Origin of the sequence: Paenarthrobacter nitroguajacolicus (genome assembly GCF_029952445.1) — a bacterium.
In the GTDB taxonomy this organism is placed as follows: Bacteria; Actinomycetota; Actinomycetes; order Actinomycetales; family Micrococcaceae; genus Arthrobacter; species Arthrobacter nitroguajacolicus_B.
Genome location: NZ_JAQPPK010000020.1, coordinates 1 through 16265 on the forward strand (window position 1 = coordinate 1; position 16265 = coordinate 16265).

The 16265-nt window shown below is 60.7% G+C and carries 17 protein-coding genes; 5 read left to right on the top strand and 12 right to left on the bottom strand.

The genetic code is table 11. The features are described 5' to 3' along the window. The 3 genes from PJL15_RS15030 to PJL15_RS15040 form a co-directional block, all read left to right on the top strand. On the top strand, positions 1–88 hold an 88-nt coding region (locus PJL15_RS15030), incomplete at its 5' end, for an IS3 family transposase (RefSeq protein WP_281451190.1). A 213-nt stretch (positions 89–301) separates the two neighbouring features. Then, a complete protein-coding gene (locus tag PJL15_RS15035) occupies positions 302–1702 on the top strand; it encodes an MFS transporter (protein ID WP_281451952.1) in 1401 nt (466 codons plus the stop codon). 440 nt (positions 1703–2142) lie between these two features. Continuing rightward, complete coding sequence (locus PJL15_RS15040; protein ID WP_281451953.1) at positions 2143–2952, top strand: FadR/GntR family transcriptional regulator; 810 nt, start codon at positions 2143–2145, stop codon at positions 2950–2952. Between the two features lie 403 nt (positions 2953–3355). Here the strand turns inward: PJL15_RS15040 and PJL15_RS15045 are convergent, their stop codons facing one another. Then, positions 3356–4309: a cytochrome b/b6 domain-containing protein gene (locus PJL15_RS15045; RefSeq protein ID WP_281451954.1), complete on the bottom strand. Its 954-nt coding sequence runs from the start codon at positions 4307–4309 to the stop codon at positions 3356–3358. 340 nt (positions 4310–4649) lie between these two features. Here PJL15_RS15045 and PJL15_RS15050 point away from each other — a divergent pair, with 340 nt between their 5' ends. After that, positions 4650–4868: a hypothetical protein gene (locus tag PJL15_RS15050; protein WP_281451955.1), complete on the top strand. Its 219-nt coding sequence runs from the start codon at positions 4650–4652 to the stop codon at positions 4866–4868. Positions 4869–4959: 91 nt separating this feature from the next. Here PJL15_RS15050 and PJL15_RS15055 read toward each other — a convergent pair whose 3' ends face one another. The 11 genes from PJL15_RS15055 to PJL15_RS15105 form a co-directional block, all read right to left on the bottom strand. Next, positions 4960–5940, bottom strand: a complete 981-nt coding sequence (locus PJL15_RS15055; RefSeq protein ID WP_281451956.1) for an electron transfer flavoprotein subunit alpha/FixB family protein — start codon at positions 5938–5940, stop codon at positions 4960–4962. A 2-nt stretch (positions 5941–5942) separates the two neighbouring features. After that, positions 5943–6719 carry an electron transfer flavoprotein subunit beta/FixA family protein gene (locus tag PJL15_RS15060; protein WP_281452033.1) on the bottom strand — a complete coding sequence of 259 codons (777 nt, stop codon included), beginning with the start codon at positions 6717–6719 and terminating at the stop codon, positions 5943–5945. Positions 6720–6779: 60 nt separating this feature from the next. Next, positions 6780–7298, bottom strand: coding sequence for a thioesterase family protein (locus PJL15_RS15065; protein WP_281451957.1), 519 nt, complete (start codon positions 7296–7298; stop codon positions 6780–6782). 16 nt (positions 7299–7314) lie between these two features. Further along, on the bottom strand, positions 7315–8346 hold the full coding sequence (locus tag PJL15_RS15070; RefSeq protein ID WP_281451958.1) for a 3-keto-5-aminohexanoate cleavage protein: 1032 nt from the start codon (positions 8344–8346) through the stop codon (positions 7315–7317). Positions 8347–8444: 98 nt separating this feature from the next. After that, entirely contained in the window at positions 8445–9209 is a 765-nt protein-coding gene (locus PJL15_RS15075; RefSeq protein ID WP_281451959.1) for a citrate/2-methylcitrate synthase, read from the bottom strand. Between the two features lies 1 nt (position 9210). Then, positions 9211–10779, bottom strand: a complete 1569-nt coding sequence (locus PJL15_RS15080; protein WP_281451960.1) for an AMP-binding protein — start codon at positions 10777–10779, stop codon at positions 9211–9213. After that, complete coding sequence (locus tag PJL15_RS15085) at positions 10776–11534, bottom strand: CoA-transferase (protein WP_281451961.1); 759 nt, start codon at positions 11532–11534, stop codon at positions 10776–10778. The genes PJL15_RS15080 and PJL15_RS15085 overlap by 4 nt, the downstream gene beginning before the upstream one ends. Before the next feature lie 37 nt (positions 11535–11571). After that, positions 11572–12471 carry a CoA transferase subunit A gene (locus PJL15_RS15090; protein ID WP_281451962.1) on the bottom strand — a complete coding sequence of 300 codons (900 nt, stop codon included), beginning with the start codon at positions 12469–12471 and terminating at the stop codon, positions 11572–11574. Continuing rightward, on the bottom strand, positions 12468–13301 hold the full coding sequence (locus tag PJL15_RS15095; protein WP_281451963.1) for an SDR family NAD(P)-dependent oxidoreductase: 834 nt from the start codon (positions 13299–13301) through the stop codon (positions 12468–12470). The genes PJL15_RS15090 and PJL15_RS15095 overlap by 4 nt, the downstream gene beginning before the upstream one ends. Beyond that, positions 13298–14065 carry an SDR family NAD(P)-dependent oxidoreductase gene (locus tag PJL15_RS15100; protein ID WP_281451964.1) on the bottom strand — a complete coding sequence of 256 codons (768 nt, stop codon included), beginning with the start codon at positions 14063–14065 and terminating at the stop codon, positions 13298–13300. Before PJL15_RS15100 ends, PJL15_RS15095 begins: the two co-directional genes overlap by 4 nt. Next, positions 14062–15207 carry an acyl-CoA dehydrogenase family protein gene (locus PJL15_RS15105; protein WP_281451965.1) on the bottom strand — a complete coding sequence of 382 codons (1146 nt, stop codon included), beginning with the start codon at positions 15205–15207 and terminating at the stop codon, positions 14062–14064. The genes PJL15_RS15100 and PJL15_RS15105 overlap by 4 nt, the downstream gene beginning before the upstream one ends. Positions 15208–15524: 317 nt before the next feature. Between PJL15_RS15105 and PJL15_RS15110 the strand changes: the two genes are divergently transcribed. Continuing rightward, positions 15525–15950 carry a nuclear transport factor 2 family protein gene (locus PJL15_RS15110; protein WP_281451966.1) on the top strand — a complete coding sequence of 142 codons (426 nt, stop codon included), beginning with the start codon at positions 15525–15527 and terminating at the stop codon, positions 15948–15950. Positions 15951–16265: the final 315 nt, after the last annotated feature.

Below are 16265 nucleotides of genomic sequence, written 5' to 3' on the forward strand. Positions count from 1 at the left end.
CATCCACTGGTACAACAACGAAAGGATCTCCACCAAACTCGACGGTCAGAGCCCGGTCCAATACCGGACCCAGACCCTCGCAGCCTAAAATCCCAATTAGCCAGTCCAACAATCGGGGACCAGTTCATCAGGGGGTGAGTGGGCTGCGTATGATCGGGCTCGGTCGCGAGCTGACACTGAGTGGGGACCAGCACCTGGCGTTTGGAGATGATTGTTGAAGCTTCCTTGACAACGGCTAATAGGAGATCGCGACAGTTGCGGCGCCAATATCAGTGCGACAAAATTCGGGAGGTAGCCCACCATGGGCACTATTCGTCTCAGCTTGGTTCCAACGTTGATCTATGCGGCCCTTTCGACGGCGATAGTTAGTTCCCTTGGCATGCTTCTGGTGCCTTCAATTTCCGTTCAGATGGGCGTGGACGTCGGCACCGCGCAATGGATGCTTACGGTGAACCTGCTCGTTGGCGCCCTTGCAACTCCGGTGATGGGTCGACTCAGCGACGGGCCGCACAAGAAGAATCTGCTTCTGATTTCCCTGGCGGTCATTTTCGCTGGTTCTGTGATCGCCGGGACAGCAACTAGCTTCCCGGTGTTCTTGGTAGGCCGCGCCTTGCAAGGTCTGACTTATGGCGTTGTGCCCGTGACAATCGCCCTCGCGCGTAGATACGTTGAGCCGGTCCGGGTTCAATCATCGATCTCGACTCTTTCGGTCACAGTGGCCTCGGGCATCGGGATTGGGTATCCCCTGACGGGCATCATTGCCGGTGTCTGGGCCTATCAATTTGCGTTCTGGTTTGCGGCTCTGTTTGTTCTCAGTGCGGTCCTCGTCGTGTGGCGAAAGATCCCCAAAGGGCCGGACCAAGCGGCTCCCGTGTTCTCCTTTGACCTCTTAGGGGCTTGCGCCCTTGGGAGCGGCCTTGGGCTGCTGCTGTTGGGCATAAGTGAAGGACCGAAGTGGGGCTGGCTGTCGGCCTGGACCCTTGCGTCGTTGTCGCTATCAATCATTCTGTTGGGTCTTTGGATTCGTCTAGAACTCAAAATCGAGCATCCGCTTATCAACTTGCGGGCCATGCGCCATGGAGATGTCCTTCTAGCCAATGTTGCGGCCATTGGACTGGGCGCCGCCCTGTATATCGGTCTATCCGTGGCGAGCCTAGTTGCTCAGGCCCCCGCATCAACCGGGTACGGCCTTGCAATTCCGGTCTTCTGGGCGGGCTTCGTCATACTTCCTCTATCGGTGGGAAGTTTCCTCGCGAACGAAATCGTGCGTCGGATCTCCCTCAGAACAGGCCTGGCGCCCTTACTTCCTGTTGGGGCACTCCTCATGGCTGTCGCCGGTACTTTGCTGTGGTTGACACATGCCTATTTGTGGGAGATTCTGCTGGGCACGTTGGTATTCGGACTGGGGGTGGGCGCAAGCTATGCCGCCATGCCCGCCCTGATTGCTCAAAACGTTGCTGCAGAAGAACTGGGCAGCTCCGTCAGCTTCAACCAAGTCCTTAGGACGGTTGGCAGCTCGTTTGGCACAGCAGCATCGGCCGCAATCATCGCGGCGCACTCCACAACTGACCACCAACCAACAGGAGATAGCATCAGCATGACGCTCGAACTCGGTGCAGTCGTGTGCCTCATGCTCTGCTCTGCGCTGTTACTGAATTCGTTATGGAGGAAGCGCGCTCGGCGCGGCCAGTGCAACACTTGATGCGCGTTACGGCCGCCCTGCCGTGTGATTCGCTGGTGAGGCTGCCTGCGGACTCTCCTTAGTACCTGACCGTCGTTTCCGACCGAGTGGAGGTTTAAGGACTTGCAAGACGCCCCTCGTCGATAAACGTCCACCGCGGGTATCTTCAGAGCGACGCGGCCTGGATGCTCGACCGGCCCTGCTTCGTACTGAGGCATCCCGTACTTCCACTCGGTTTTCGCCTGGCCCACCACGGGTTCCAGTTCGATAGGAATCTTGGCGCTGCTGCCTGTGGGCGACGCGTCGCCCACAGGCAGGCAACGCCCTATGCGTACGCCCGTGAAGTGCTGCAGCTTTCGCTAGAGCCCTGCATGTCTGACTTAAGGCTGCGTAGTCTTCCCTGACTTAAGGCTCACTAGTCATACAATGGTAAATAGAGCTCGTACGCACAGGAGGAAAAGATGCCGGATATGCCAACAGTGTCGATGCCGTTCCCCGCGATGCCTGTTCTACGGCCTCGACAGCAAGTCGAGAGCCAAATCAAGCAAGCCATTCTCGATGGTTCGCTGGGAGACGGAGTCCGTTTGCCGGCCGAACATGCTCTGGCTCAAACTTTCAACGTCAGCCGGGCAACGATTCGGGAGGCATTGAGATCTTTGGTTGAGGCAGGTTTACTGACCAAGGGACCTGGTATGACAAGTGGCCTCTTTGTGCAAAGAGTCGACCACAATACATTCGCTCGTGTAGTTTCTGACCGGTTAATTAGCGTCTTGGATATCGGGTCGGTATCCACGGATGAAGTTTCGAATTTTCGGGATCTGCTTGAGGTTCCCAGCGCACGTCTTGCGGCAAAACATCGGCGGGATGACCATCTCGTGGAACTCCACGACATCATCGACCGTGAGCGGGCGTCCACCTACGATGATCCCCTCATTTCCGAACTGAATGCACAATTCCATGGTGTGATCGCAAGTGCGTCGGGCAACCGTGTGCTTGCCGCCTTTGTGTCTGCGCTGCACCGCACGGCGCGCCCCCTCGCCTTCGTAAACACCGATGAGGCGCTGGGGAAGGAATCGGTCACGCATCACATCAGGCTTTATCGGGCCATCCAAGCCCAGGATCCGGTGGCTGCTGCAGAGGCGATGCAAGCGCATTTGAACTACCTGCGCGACCACGCCATCGCAAAGGGCCATGGTCACAATGAGTCCCCCGTTCCCGACCGGGCTAGTACGAACGGGCACTCGACTGCCCGCGCGACTAGGGCTTCTTGACCTATCGCCATCCGCCTCAGACGGCCGCAAGCGCGCACTGGCCCTCAGGCAAGCCGAGCCGAATTTTGCGCACTATCGGACGTCCGGTGTCAGGTTAACTGCAATCCGGAGCAGTAGAATCCGTGCAGAGTGTGAGCAAATCGGACCAAAACAAGAACCTATGACGAGTTGTTTACTGAATCTGGTTATCTGGAACAGAGCTGATCGATCTTCGGGCTGCAATTGGCTACAGTCCAGGTAACTGCCTCCCGAAGGCTGGCCGAGGCCGGATCCATTACGTTCGTCTAGAAACGCTTCCTCCGAGCAAACACCGGCCTCGCCGGGGGCAGTAGTGGCTTACCGCGATGGGGCCTTGCTCCGGGGGCCACGGCTTTTCCGGCCTCAAATGTCTTCTGCGCAAACGTCACCGAGAAGACACCTTGCCAAACATGCCGGCGAGAGGGGAGAGCAATGAAGTGCGGGCGAGGACCCACCCGGCCGCGATAGCCAGCACAGATCCAAGGAAGATCCAGAATCCAAGCCAGCCGTCGGCATCTTGTGCGGCGTACATGTGGTTGAGGTTGCGCAGGAACCCCGTGAGCATTACGAGGGAGACGTGCAGGACGATGAAAACGACGAAGTACAACATCACCGGGTAGTGGACAGCCCGCGCCCACTCGACGGGGTAGGCCTTCGATAGCCGCTGGGCTCGCTTCGGCCAGAATCCCGACATCCGGAACCCGGAAAGAGCAGCGAGCGGCGCCGCGAGGAAGACCGTGGTGAAGTAGGCAAGCTGCTGCAGGCTGTTGTAGTTGTTCCATCCGTTCTCGACCGGCCACTCGAACGATATGTACTGCAACGCAGCTGATAGCGCGTTCGGAAAGACGTCCCAGCTGGTCGGGATGAGCCGGGCCCAGTGCCCGGTGAGAAACAACAAGACCACGAAGATCAAACCGTTCGCCAGCCAGAGGATGTCGAGGCACTGATGTAACCAGAGGGCGATGCTGATCTTGGTCTTACCGTTCCGCGAAGTCCAGTAAGCCTCGGGGCGCTTCTCATGGCGCACGCGTAGGCCAGAGCGGATGATCAGGACCATCAGGAACACGTTGAAGAAGTGCTGCCACCCTACCCACGGCGCTATCCCGGGTGTCGCAGGAGTCTGGTACTCCCCCGGGAACCGTGTCAGGAAGTCCTGTGTGGCCGGCATGCTGAGCATGGCTCGGGCGAGGAAAACCACTGATACGGCAACCACTCCGGCGGCGATGACACCGAGCAACTGGACCAGGGTCCGTCGGCGCTTTGCGTTGCGTTCCGCCTCGGCGTGCGTAGGGGCATCTTCCGGCGTGTTGGTTCGCATGAGGGTCTGAGACGCGGCCACGTCGTGACTTGCTGGGAGAGGCGAATCGGTAACCGGCGCCGCTTCGTCCTCGGTGGCTTCCAAGACTGCAGGAGGTGGGTCTACCTGCCTGACGGTTGCGGTTCCTGAAGGAGGCCAGGGCTCTCCCCCGAGGACGCGTGGAAGGCCCCGTCGAAGAGTGGAACCGCTCTCTTCGGGCGTCTGATGCTCGGATGCCGTCGACGTAGCCTTTACGAGTTCGTCAACGACCGAGGCTTCGACGTGGCGCGCGGGTTTGAAAGAGAGCGCGGCATGGTCGGTTAGACCGGCTTTGGACGCTGGGCGCGACTCGCGATGGATGCCGGCTGGGGAAGCCAATGCTATGCGCGAGCTGGACGGAGGCCATGGATCCCCGCCGGTGACGCGAGGCAGGCCCTTGCGCAACACGGGCCTGACCGTTTTGGTCTCGTCGAACGAGGTTGTCTCGGATGTCGGAGACGGTCCTGCAAGCGACGTCGGCGGACAGGTGTTCGCAGCCGTGCTTGTCTGGGCTGAGCTGTCGGTAATGCTGGATCCTGGGCCGGCTTCGGCCGGGGAGTAGCTTTTCTCCGCAAACTTGGGCTCAATACCTGCGGGTGGCCAGCCTTCGCCACCGCGGGTGCGGGGCAGTCCTCTGCGTACCGTCGTCATCGTTATTTCTTCCGCCCTCGCAGCGCGTCTACCACCTGTGGCACGACCGTGAACAGGTCACCGACGATCCCGAAGTCCGCCACGTCGAAGATGGGCGATCCGGGATCCTTATTGATCGCAACGATTGTCTTGGCTGTCTGCATACCGGCTCGGTGCTGAATGGCCCCCGAGATGCCGATCGCGACGTATAGCTGCGGCGAGACGGACACTCCGGTCTGCCCTACCTGATGTGGGAAAGGAATGAAGCCGGCGTCAACGGCGGCACGGGAGGCGCCAATCGCGGCATTGAGCTCGTCCGCGAGGTCCTCGACGAGTGAGAAGTTTTCCTTGGACCCCAACCCGCGACCGCCGGAAACGACAACCCTGGCGCCGCGCAACTCGGGGCGGGATGAGGCGATCTGTAATGCTTCGACAACAGTACCCACCGCGACCGCAGCTCCGGACGGCTCCACTGTAAGTTTCTCGACGCGGGCTTCCGGTGCCGACTTTGCCCGGGTGTCGATCGTGCCCTGGCGGACTGTAATGACCGGGGTTCCAAAGGTGGGCGCCGAATGGGTAAGGTAGGCACCTCCGTAGACCGAGTGGTGCGCCACGATGCCCTCGTCGTCACGGGCGACATCGACGGCGTCCACTGAAAGTGCCAGATGCTCGCGCACTGCCAGGCGCCCCGCGACGTCACGCCCGGCGATCGAGTTTGAGATTAGTACCGCGTCCGGCTGGACCGTGCGGTAGGCAGCCTGCATTGCGTCCACGATGGGTACCGCAATGGGTCCGTCGTCGACGTCAGTGGTGAGAACGAGCTGCGCTCCTGCGGCGACCGCGGAATCCACCGCGTCCTTTGCGCTGTCCGCCGGTGCTGCCACCAGCGCTACCGGAGTGCCCAGCTGAGCGGCAGCGCCGATCAGCTGGGCGGTCGAGGGCGCCGCGGCACCACTCGGAGTCACATCGATGAGGACAAGGATCGGGCTCTCATAGTGGGGCATCGTTACACCAGCCTGTTCTTCACAAGGAAATCGATGAGCTGCACGGCCGCGTCGCCTTCGTCCACGATCTTCACGCCACCTGCGCGTGGCGGCTTCTCCGATACGGCGGTGAGAATTGTCTGGGGCGCCTCGGCCGGGTCGGCCGTCACGCCCAGATCCGCGAGGGAGAGCACCTCAATTGGCTTCTTTTTAGCTGCCATGATGCCTTTGAAGTTTGGGAAGCGTGCTTCAGGAAGCGCCTCTGTGATTGACACGACGGCCGGAAGGGGCGCTGTTACCTGCTGCGATCCGTAATCGGTTTCACGAGTTGCGGTCACGGCATCGGGTGCAATCTGCACGGCGCTGAGGTTGGTCGCTTGGGCGTAATTTAGGTGTTCGGCGAGCATTGCGGGTATTACCCCGCCGGCCCCGTCCGTGGAGAGATTGCCCGTAATGACCAGATCCGCTCCGCCGCGCCGGATCGCCGCCGCCAGGACCGTGGCGGTCAGGCCCAAGTCCGCACCGTGCAGTGCCTCGTCGACGACGTGCACGGCGGAGCCAGCGCCGATCGCAAGTGCCCGGCGTATGGATGATGTCGCAGACTCCGGCGCCATCGACAGCGCCACAACCTCTGCGTCAGGGTTCGCGTCTGCATATTTGAGCGCGACTTCGAGTGCCCGCTCCGTGATCTCGTCGAGCACTACCTGGCCTGCCCCACGATCGGCGAGGCCCGTCTCCATGTCGAGCCGACGGTCCTCATAGGTATCGGGCACCTCTTTTACCAGGACGAAGATCTTCATCATCTACCTCTCAAACTCACGGCTTGGGCCTTCAGCCCTGCTGTGCATCGATGGCCATTGTCAGACCGCAATAAGTGTTCCCGGTACAGCAATGGAATCGCAGCCCTTCGTCGTCCATTCCAACTCGCTCGCAGCTCTCGCTGCTTCATTCAGCCTCTCGATGATCCCAGGCGAGAAAGGCGTTACTTTTCTGGTGCCATGGTCCACATTGAGAAGCAGACTTTCCAAAGTGCAGGCAATTCGCTGTCTTTTCACATCGCGAAGCATCGCCACGGTCCGTACTCCGCAGGAAGACGCCTCCACGAGACGTACATGCGTCGTGTACTCGGCCCCGAGTCGCAGCTCGGAGAGGTATCTCGCATGGTGGTCGACAGAGAACAGCCCGCACTGATGCCTGGGTGCGTAGTCGTAACCCAGCCCACAGTACTCGAGCCCACGAATTGTCGTGGTCGTCAGGATACGCAGATACACGTTGACGTTCATGTGATCGTTAAAATCAATGTCCGCAGTCCCGACGACACCCCGGTCGACGACAGGAAGCCGGAGCACCTCGTCGTCGACCGGACGTCCGCCTCGCATAAAAGATTCGCTCCCTTTAGCTGGTCGCTTGTTCGAGCGGCTTCACACCCATGATCTCGCGGTACTCAGTGGGAGTGGCTACCTGGCGCCCGAGCGCCTCGACGATCTGCTTGATCTGCAGGAATGCCTCGAGGTTGCTGGTGAGTTTCTCGTCTTTATGCGGGTACTTCCAGACTGTGTCCTCCATACCGACGCGAATGTGCAGACCGAGAAGGGCAGCGGCCGTGGCAAGGAAGACAGAGGCGCGGCCCGCAGCGCAGACGAAGATCTTTGCCTCGGGGTCCACATCCCGCACCAGCTCGACCATACGGAGCAGCCCGGTGAACATCTGATGCGGGTTCTCCATCGGGCTGGCGCCCGGGATGGAAGGCAGTACACACCATACCTGGCCCGGCCCGAGCAGACCCGAGCGGAACAGGAATCGCTCTGCGTTGTTCACGTCTGCGTCGGTGTACACCGCAACGATGGGCGCGGCGCCGGCCTCAAGGATGAGGCGGGTTTTCTCGATCATGAGCGGAGCTGGCTTTGCGAACAGCGCGTCGCCGTTGTAAAGCACTGCTGTGTTGACAGGGACGCCGTCAAGGATGTTCTCCTTGATCGCGATTTTCATCTCGTCCCACTCGCCCTGCAGGGCCGTAACGTAGCAACCGTCGACCGAGATGCCAGGAAATTCCTCGCGCAGCGGGTTCACGACGGCCTTGAAGCGGTCGCGATCGAGGGTGTTGTAGCCGTTGTCGCCGCGCATGTGCAGGTGTATCGCGCTGGCGCCGGCGCGGGCGCATTCCTGGGCGTCCTTGAGTATCTCTTCAGTGGTAATGGGCTGGTTGGGGTTGGCGTTCCGAGTGTAGAAGGCGCCGGTAATCGCGGACTGCACGACAATCTTGTCGGAAACGTCCCACTTCGGCTGGATCTCCCCCTCGTGGAAATACGAGCGTGACGGATCGATGATTTCCGGGAAGCCGTAGGGCCGCCAGATCAAACGCCCGTCAGCGCGCTCGACGCCCTTCTCGACGCGATCCCAGTGCACAGTGTTGTCGTTGAGTCCCATTTCAGATTTCTCCTTCATTTGTCAAGCAACGGTGGTAACCACCGGTGATGATTGTCAGACAATTGGTTTTCTTATTGATATTTGTGTCAGTAAGGGTGTTAGAGCTGCTTCACCAAGGGCTCACCGATATAGTCGCCGTCTTGGATGTAGCGCAGCGGCCGCCCGGTTTCGATCTCCTCAATTACGTGAGCCATGAGACCGGGCAGGACGGAGAGAACCGCGAACGCCACAGTCTGGTTCGCGGACCAGTCCAAGTCGCGGCCGATGGCCGCGAGAGCACCGTCGATGTTGATGGGGATGTTTGTCTTGCCCGTCCTGGCAATAAACGCCCGGTTGATCGCTTGGATTTGTTTGATTGAGTTACCGTCAAGGCCGAGTTCTTCCGCGAGATCGAACAGGATATCGGCACGGAAGTCACTTGTCTTGTGCGTAGGGTGTCCAAATCCCGGGAGGCGCTTCTTCTGCGAGACGTACTCTTCGACGACTCGTTCGGCGCCTTCCTCGAACGTTCCGTCGCCACGCAGTTCGTCGGTGTGATCGAGTAGGTGAAAAGAGTGTTCGGGCGAGAGCGTGTTGCTGCCTGCGGCGAGGATACCTCCGGCGACCGCGGGAATGAATTGCGGGTTCCCGGACGCGATGTACCGAGCGGCGGTGATGGTCGAAGCGACGTAGCCGTGGTCGAGGAGACTGTTGAGCACGCCGTCGACCAATCGGGTTTCGGCTTCGTCGGGCAGTCTACCCGTGATCGAGAGGAAGGCGCCTTGGGTGTAGGTTGCCTTCCTCATGATTTCGGCGAGGGAGTACCCGCGGAGGTTCACGATGCCCTCGGTCACCTCGCTGACGCTGGTGCTGAAGTAGGCCATGCTATTTTCCTTCCTGTTCACGTCGTGCATCCGACGTGAGGTCTGTAACGCCGCGGGTGCGCAGCTTGTGCTTTTGGATTTTGCCGGTCGGGGTCATAGGTAGCTCGTCGACGAACTCGACGTAGCGCGGCACCGCGAACTTCGGCAGCATCGCCGCAGCTCGATCCCTTATCTGATCGGCGGCGAGGGTGCGGCCTTCTCGGCGGACGATGGCAACCATAACTTCCTGGCCGGCCACTGGATCAGGAATGCCGTAGCATGCCACCAGTTCAACGGCGTCGAGGGTGAGGATTGCCTCCTCGACTTCCTTTGCGGAGACGAACTCGCCGAAGCGCCGCATTGCATCATCGACCCGGCCTTCGAACCAAAGGTTCCCATTTTCGTCGAAGCGTCCCCGGTCACCGGAGTGATACCAGAGATTCCGGCAGGCTGAAACGGTCTTCTCGGGGTTGCCGAAGTAGCCTTGGAACATCGAGAATGGCACGCACGATCGAATGCAGATCTCGCCTATTTCCCCAGCGGGCAGCTCGTCGTCCATTTGGTCGCGAATGGTTACTTCGAACTCCGGAATCACCTTTCCGGATGAGCCGATGGCCCGTTCGCCGCGCAGGTCCCCCCAGACCGGAATCGTGCCTTCAGTGGAGCCGTATCCATCGATGATGCGCATATCGAAGCGCTGCTCGAGTTCGAGGTAAAGCTCTTTGGGTACCATCGCGCCATATGCCACACGGATCGTATTCTTCGGGTTTCCTTCCTGGGCGCCGAGTAGCGCGAGCAGCGCACCAACGAACACGAAGACCGTCGCGTGGGCATCGTTCACTTCCTGCCAGAAAGTTGCACGCCGGAATCCTGGAGCGATGAAGACCTCGGCACCAGCGACCACCGCGGCCATTACGCCGTAGCCCTGCGCCTGGTTGTGGTGCAGCGGAAGGACCACAAAGATCCGGTCATCCGACTTGATCTCGGCCTGGCGGCGGGCCTGCCAGCCGTTCATGTAGTGCTGGCCATGCGGGAGGATGACCCCCTTGGCAGGCCCGGTCGAACCGGAGGTGTACATAATCGCAGCGGGATCCGCGCGGGTCACTTCAGGAAGCTTACCGATCCGACTGGTGCCCAGCTCTGCCAACGACACTGTCTTGAAGGGCGATCCTATGTCTCCGCCTACGATCACGATCGTGGTGAGATCGGGTAACTCGTCACGCAACTGGGTGAATTGAGCGATATAGTCCACGTCAACGACGGCAGCGACTGCTCGGGAGTTGCGCATCGCATGCAGAAGCCGTTCGCTGCCCATTTCGGGGTTTAGTGGCACCTCCACAAGCCCCGCCGTGGCGAGCCCAAACCAAGCCGAGATGAAGTCCGGCCCGTTGTCGAGCATGATCGCAACGCGATCTCCTTGGTTGATGCCCAGGCTAAGGAATCCAGACGCGGTACGTTGCGCGCACTCCCAGACTTCGCGGCGGGTCGATTCCCCGCCCCCATGGGCAAGGAAGACTCGATCCGGATCCTCCGCGGCGTTGCGGGCGAGCAGCGCCGGCAGAGTGCGCAAAGACGGATCGTCCATTTTCATCCCCGCAGCGCCCCTTTAGCGTCGATGCGTGTGCGTAGCAGCACCAGCTCTTCGGCTGTGGGGCCGGCGGTGATTGGCACGTTCTCGGGGACGATGATGCTGAACCCCGTGCTCTCGACGACCTTGTCCACAGAGACACCGGGATGAACCGACTTCAGGCGGGCACTGCGCGTTTCTTCGTCGAAGTCGAACACGCACAACGGGGTGATGATCGAGCTGGGACCGCCATTGGGAAGCCCCAGGTCCTCACGCAAGTTTTTCTCACCGCGACCGTATCCAAGAGCTGAGATATAGTCGACGCGATCGACGAGGACGCGGGGGTCATGCGAATTGGTCACCAGATGCCACGTGCCGTTCTGGGCCGTGGCGTTGGTTGTACCGATCGGACCGGGACCGCGGAACTTCAGGTTCTTGTAGTCGGAGCCGATGCCGATCATGTTCGAGTTGCCGAAGCGGTCGATTTGGATGCCGCCACAGAAGAACACTCCGTTCGCGCGGTGCCGCTGATTGTTCAACAACTGGTCATGCTGGTAATACGCCTCGGACCACTGCATTGCGCCGACATCGGTGATGAACTCGAACTCCTCGATTACCGGGGTGTCACGTAGGTAGGCCTTGGTCATAGCAATCATGACGGTCATATTGGGACCGTGGTGCAGGTGTCCGAGCAGAGCGCCCGCACGTGGGACGGGAAGATTTGCCCCGACCTCGACCCACTGTCCGTCTTTCAGATCATGGGCAATAGCTGCTGCCATGACCTCTTTTGGGGATGCAGTCTCATTCATCTCGGCCTCAGAACTCGTTCAGGGAGAGCAGCGCGCGGATGCCGATACGCTCCAGGTAGTCAGCGTGGTCTGCCGGGCCCGTGATGAACTCGGCGATATAGGCGTCGAGCTCGGCACGGTCGCCGGTCTTCAGCCACGAGGTGGCCGCTGCGAGGTAGGTGTTGATGTGCTCGGCGTCCGGCACGTAGTACCCGTCGGCCGAGTACGGGTGAGAGCCGTAGGGGGCGCGGATGATGCCCGTTGCACCGGGAATGCTGGTGCGCAAGGGGTCGGCCTTGATGCGCTCGGGAGACACGACCTTCTCGACAGAGACATAGGTCTTCGTAGCAGCGTTGTACATCGAGATGTCGCCGTACCGGGTACCGTTGTGCTGCACGTTGCCGTAGATGTCACTCACTGCAGCGTGCAGGAAGGCGACATCGATGTTGATCGCAGGAACCGCGATGAGCAGCTCGTCGTTTATAGGGTCCCTGTACTCCTTCAGCCAGGGGTTTACCTTAGGCAGGTCGGTGCCAACGCCAGCCTTCCACGGGTTGTATGGCACCCGCTGCGCGGAGGCACGCAGCCCTGCGTAGAAGTGCGCCTCGTCAAGCTCGAAAATGTCGATCAGCCCGTCCTGGCCGGCCTTCCGGAAGGCGGGTCCGATGCCTGCGAAGCCCTCGGCGCCCACATAGGGTGAGATCACGTGAGAGGCCACACCTGCCGCGATAAGCAGATCGGTTTCAAGCCCCGAGGATGCGGCGCCGACGACCGTAAGGTCCTTGCGTCCATCCTTGATCAGTTGTCGCACGATGGCCATCGGGTGACCCGAGTTGATGAACCCGCCGATGGCGATAGTCATGCCGTCTTTGACGGCAGCCGCGGCCTCTTCGACCTCGACGATGCGGGATGCACGTACATCACTCACAGTTTCACCTCCCATTTCGGAGCTCCGGTAGTGCGGTAGTCGGTGGAGTACCACTGCGGGTGGCCGTGAATGACCTGTCCGCCGTCGATCGGCACGCTGACGCCGGTGATGAATCCGGCGCTCTCGTTCGAGGCTAGGAACGCAACCAGCTGGGCGACGTCCTCGGGCGCCCCAAGACGGCCCACGGGCGTGTTAACGCCGAGCACCTCGCGGTGGCTTTCGCCGTTCCCGCCATTGAGCATCGGCGCGGTCATGCCCGTCTCAACGACGCCAGGCTCGATGGAGTTGACACGAATGCGGTGCGTGCCAAGCTCGGATGCGAGTCCCACGGAGAGCATCTTCACTCCGGCCTTTGTGATGCAGTAGGCCCCAAGGAGGTCCGAGTACTGCGACGCACCTGAGGAGGCGTTGAGCACGATGGCTCCCCCACCACCCCGCGCAATCATGGTGTTCGCGACCTCGCGTGCGATGTAGTAGGTGCCGTTCAGATTGACGTCAACGTGCCGCTGCCACTCCTTAATCGGTTCGTTTACAAGCTCGGCCATCTTGCCGTAGCCGGCGTTGGCGAAGAGTGCATCGATGCGTCCGAGTGCGGTAACGACGTCGGCGACGCCCTGACGCACGGTTTCGAAATCGGTCTGGTTCACAGCCGCGGCGTGCACTTTGGCACCTTCCGCCTCGCAGAGCGAGACCGTCTCGGCCAGGAGCTCTTCGAGCCTGTCGAATACGGCAACGTCGTATCCTCGTCGAGCGAAGGCGACCGCGGTCGCCTGCCCGATATCTCCCGCGGCGCCAGTGACTAGCGCGACAGGACGTGTCTGTTCGCTCATTGTGCGGTATACCCTCCATCGAAATTGAGAACAGCCCCGGTCATGTACCGGGAGGCATCGGATGCCAGGAAGACGAGAGCCGGGCCGATCTCGGCGGGCTGGCCTACCCTGCCAAGTGGGATCTTGCGCAGCAAGGCCGCGGTCGCGGCCTCATTGGCGAGTACCTCGCCTGGCATATCGGTTGCGAAGTAGCCCGGCGCCAAAGCATTCACCCGCACATCTTCACGCGCCACTTCGACAGCAAGCGCCTTGGTGAGCCCGACGACGCCCGTCTTACTCGCCACATACGCGGCCTGGCCGCGCACGCCGATCACGCCAGCCAGCGAGGAAATGTTCACTATTGACGTAGACCGTGTCGTGTTGCGTCTGCGCAGGAACGCCTGCGCCGCTGTGAAGCTGGCGGTGAGGTTGATATCGACGATGCGCGCCCAGTCCGCATCGGTGACATCGAGTACGGCGGCCTGGTGCGCCTGCGCGGCATTGTTGATAAGCGCATCGAACGGGCCGACAGTGTCGGCGAGCTCGCCGAACGCCGACCGTACGGCGTCCGCGTCCGTCATATCGAGAACGCGCGTGTGTACGCACCCACCCGTGGCACGGATGCGGTCGGCGACTGCTGCCAACTTTTGCTCACGGCGTCCTGTGATGATCACGGTCGCCCCCGCGTCGGCCAGGGCTGAGGCCCCTTCTGCGCCCAGCCCGCCGGACGCGCCGGTGACGAGCACGATCCGGCCGTCTAGCCGGAAGGCGTCAAGGGCGCTCACAATCGGATCCCCATCGAGCGCGCGACAACGATCTTCTGGATTTCGCTGGTGCCGCCGCCAATTTCCAAGTATTTGCAGTCGCGGTAGTGGCGTGACACCGGGTATTCGTCGGTAAAGCCGTAGCCACCGAAGATCTGCACAGCTTCGCGGGTCGCTGTGCAATAGGCGTCGGTGGCATAGAGCTTGGCGATGGCAGCGATACTCGCAGCATCCGGGTCCTCGGAATCGACCGCGTCGGCGGCCCGTAGTGCAAGTGCTTCCCCTGCTTCGATCGCGACCCGCATTGTCACAAGCTTGTCAGCGATGAGCTGGTGGCTCGCGATCGGCTTACCGAAAGTTGTGCGTGCCAGCGAATGTTCCAGACAGCGATCTAGGAGGTCTCGCAATGCGCCGACGGCAAGCGCGGCGAGGAGCATTCGCTCCTTTGCCAGTCCTGGCGTAACGCCAGACCATCCGCGGTCCACCTCGCCGAGGACGGCGGAGACAGGGACCCTGGCGCTATCGAAAAACACTTCGCAGAGGTCCAGCCCCTTCAGTCCCATCTTGGAGAGCTTCCGGATTTCTACGCCCGGCTCCTTTGGATCGATGAGGAGCAGGGTGATGCCGTCGTGCTTCTTACCGTCGGTCGACGTACGCACCGCGGTAATGATCACGTCGGCCACCGCGGCGCCTGTGATGAAGACCTTCGACCCATTCACCACGAAGTCGTCGCCCTCGCGAACGGCGGAAGCGCGGAGGGCTGCCGCGTCTGAACCCGACCCTGGCTCCGTTAAAGCGAACGCAATGTTCGCGCCTTCGCTAGCACGTGGCAGCCACTCGTCCTTCTGCTCTTGGGTGCCCATGCGATCGATCGCCTCGGCTCCGAGCACCCAGAGCGAAAAGAAGGCTTGTCCGATCACCAGATTATGACGGGCGAGTGCATCGTGAATCACTACGAGATCGCGGGCTGACGCCCCGCCGCCTCCTGCGCTGGCCGGCACCGGGAGTGCCGCCCAGCCCTGAGCTGCGAGTGCGTCCATCACCTCAGCGGGGTAGCGCGCTTCACGATCGATCTCGGCCGAATACTCGTCTGTGACGATGCTCCTGCAGATCTGATCAATTGCCTTGACCATCAGTTGCTGGTCTTCGGTGGTCGTTGCCATGGGGTCCTCTTCGACTTCCTGTATGTATCGATACGATTTCATGCTTGTCCGACAATTGTCAAGCATTGCAGTTGCGTCGAATGGTTTCATCGAATCAGGTATCGTCCTTGAGGAATTCAATCGGCTGACGAGTCTTGAACGCCCTACATCTCCGTCTGAGAGCACATCATGATGGTTCGGTGATTGTCGGTGAAGGCAATTGATCTAGCTTGACAGACAAATGACCAACGCACAGGATGTTGCAAGGAAGCCGCTAGGGGCACTCCCTTTGAATGTGTAAGCCCACGGGCGACACCGGGATCAAACGAGGGAGACGAATGACAGATAAAACCTTCGCTGTGATGCTTCTCCTGCAGCGCTATTTCGCAGGCATTGATTCACGGGATTGGGCTGCCGTTTCGGACTGCTTCACTGACGACTCGGTCAGTTCATACGGGATGTCAGCCGAACCCTTCTGCGGCGGTGGCGTTGTAGCCGATTTCATCCGCCGCACACTGGAGGGGTGCGACAGCAGCTTGCACGTCCTTGGCAGCTGGTCTTGCAGGGTAAAAGGTGACATCGCTGAGATCGAAAGTCATGCTGTGGCGTCGCTGCATATTGCTGCAAAGGGCGTGATATCCACCCGCGGGATACGCTACCGTGACCAGGCGCTCCGCATCGGAGACGGTTGGCGCTTTACGGAGCGGATTCACGAGCCCTTGTGGCAGGTCGATGCACCGGCTGTGGTTCCGAACATCACATGATTTCGGCTAAGGCGGACGTTGAATCTGATGTGCCTGCGGGTGGGCGTCCGCGGTTATTCCGTCGAATGCCGTCCACTAAGGTGAGCTTCCGTGCCAGGACAGCCTTAGGATCGCCTCGGGGCTGGTCCTGGATTAGTCTGCCCAGCAGCTGTCTATGTGTTTCCACGGGAGAGTCGGCAGGCTTCAGTGCTGAGCACGCCGACCTTCACTCGGCTTCGTGTTGTGGCTCCTTCTGGGAAACCGAGACAAAACGAGTAACTAGCCACAGACCGAGAGTTGGCGGGAGTGGGCGCTTTCGCCTCGGCATTCAATGTC

What these genes read in the sequence shown, in the direction of transcription:
- PJL15_RS15035 (WP_281451952.1), top strand. Translation starts at nt 302, where the DNA reads ATGGGCACTATTCGTCTCAGCTTGGTTCCAACGTTGATCTATGCGGCC.
- PJL15_RS15040 (WP_281451953.1), top strand. Translation starts at nt 2,143, where the DNA reads ATGCCGGATATGCCAACAGTGTCGATGCCGTTCCCCGCGATGCCTGTT.
- PJL15_RS15050 (WP_281451955.1), top strand. Translation starts at nt 4,650, where the DNA reads ATGCGCGAGCTGGACGGAGGCCATGGATCCCCGCCGGTGACGCGAGGC.
- PJL15_RS15055 (WP_281451956.1), bottom strand. Translation starts at nt 5,940, where the DNA reads ATGCCCCACTATGAGAGCCCGATCCTTGTCCTCATCGATGTGACTCCG.
- PJL15_RS15060 (WP_281452033.1), bottom strand. Translation starts at nt 6,719, where the DNA reads ATGAAGATCTTCGTCCTGGTAAAAGAGGTGCCCGATACCTATGAGGAC.
- PJL15_RS15065 (WP_281451957.1), bottom strand. Translation starts at nt 7,298, where the DNA reads ATGCGAGGCGGACGTCCGGTCGACGACGAGGTGCTCCGGCTTCCTGTC.
- PJL15_RS15070 (WP_281451958.1), bottom strand. Translation starts at nt 8,346, where the DNA reads ATGGGACTCAACGACAACACTGTGCACTGGGATCGCGTCGAGAAGGGC.
- PJL15_RS15075 (WP_281451959.1), bottom strand. Translation starts at nt 9,209, where the DNA reads ATGGCCTACTTCAGCACCAGCGTCAGCGAGGTGACCGAGGGCATCGTG.
- PJL15_RS15080 (WP_281451960.1), bottom strand. Translation starts at nt 10,779, where the DNA reads ATGAAAATGGACGATCCGTCTTTGCGCACTCTGCCGGCGCTGCTCGCC.
- PJL15_RS15085 (WP_281451961.1), bottom strand. Translation starts at nt 11,534, where the DNA reads ATGGCAGCAGCTATTGCCCATGATCTGAAAGACGGACAGTGGGTCGAG.
- PJL15_RS15095 (WP_281451963.1), bottom strand. Translation starts at nt 13,301, where the DNA reads ATGAGCGAACAGACACGTCCTGTCGCGCTAGTCACTGGCGCCGCGGGA.
- PJL15_RS15105 (WP_281451965.1), bottom strand. Translation starts at nt 15,207, where the DNA reads ATGGCAACGACCACCGAAGACCAGCAACTGATGGTCAAGGCAATTGAT.
- PJL15_RS15110 (WP_281451966.1), top strand. Translation starts at nt 15,525, where the DNA reads ATGACAGATAAAACCTTCGCTGTGATGCTTCTCCTGCAGCGCTATTTC.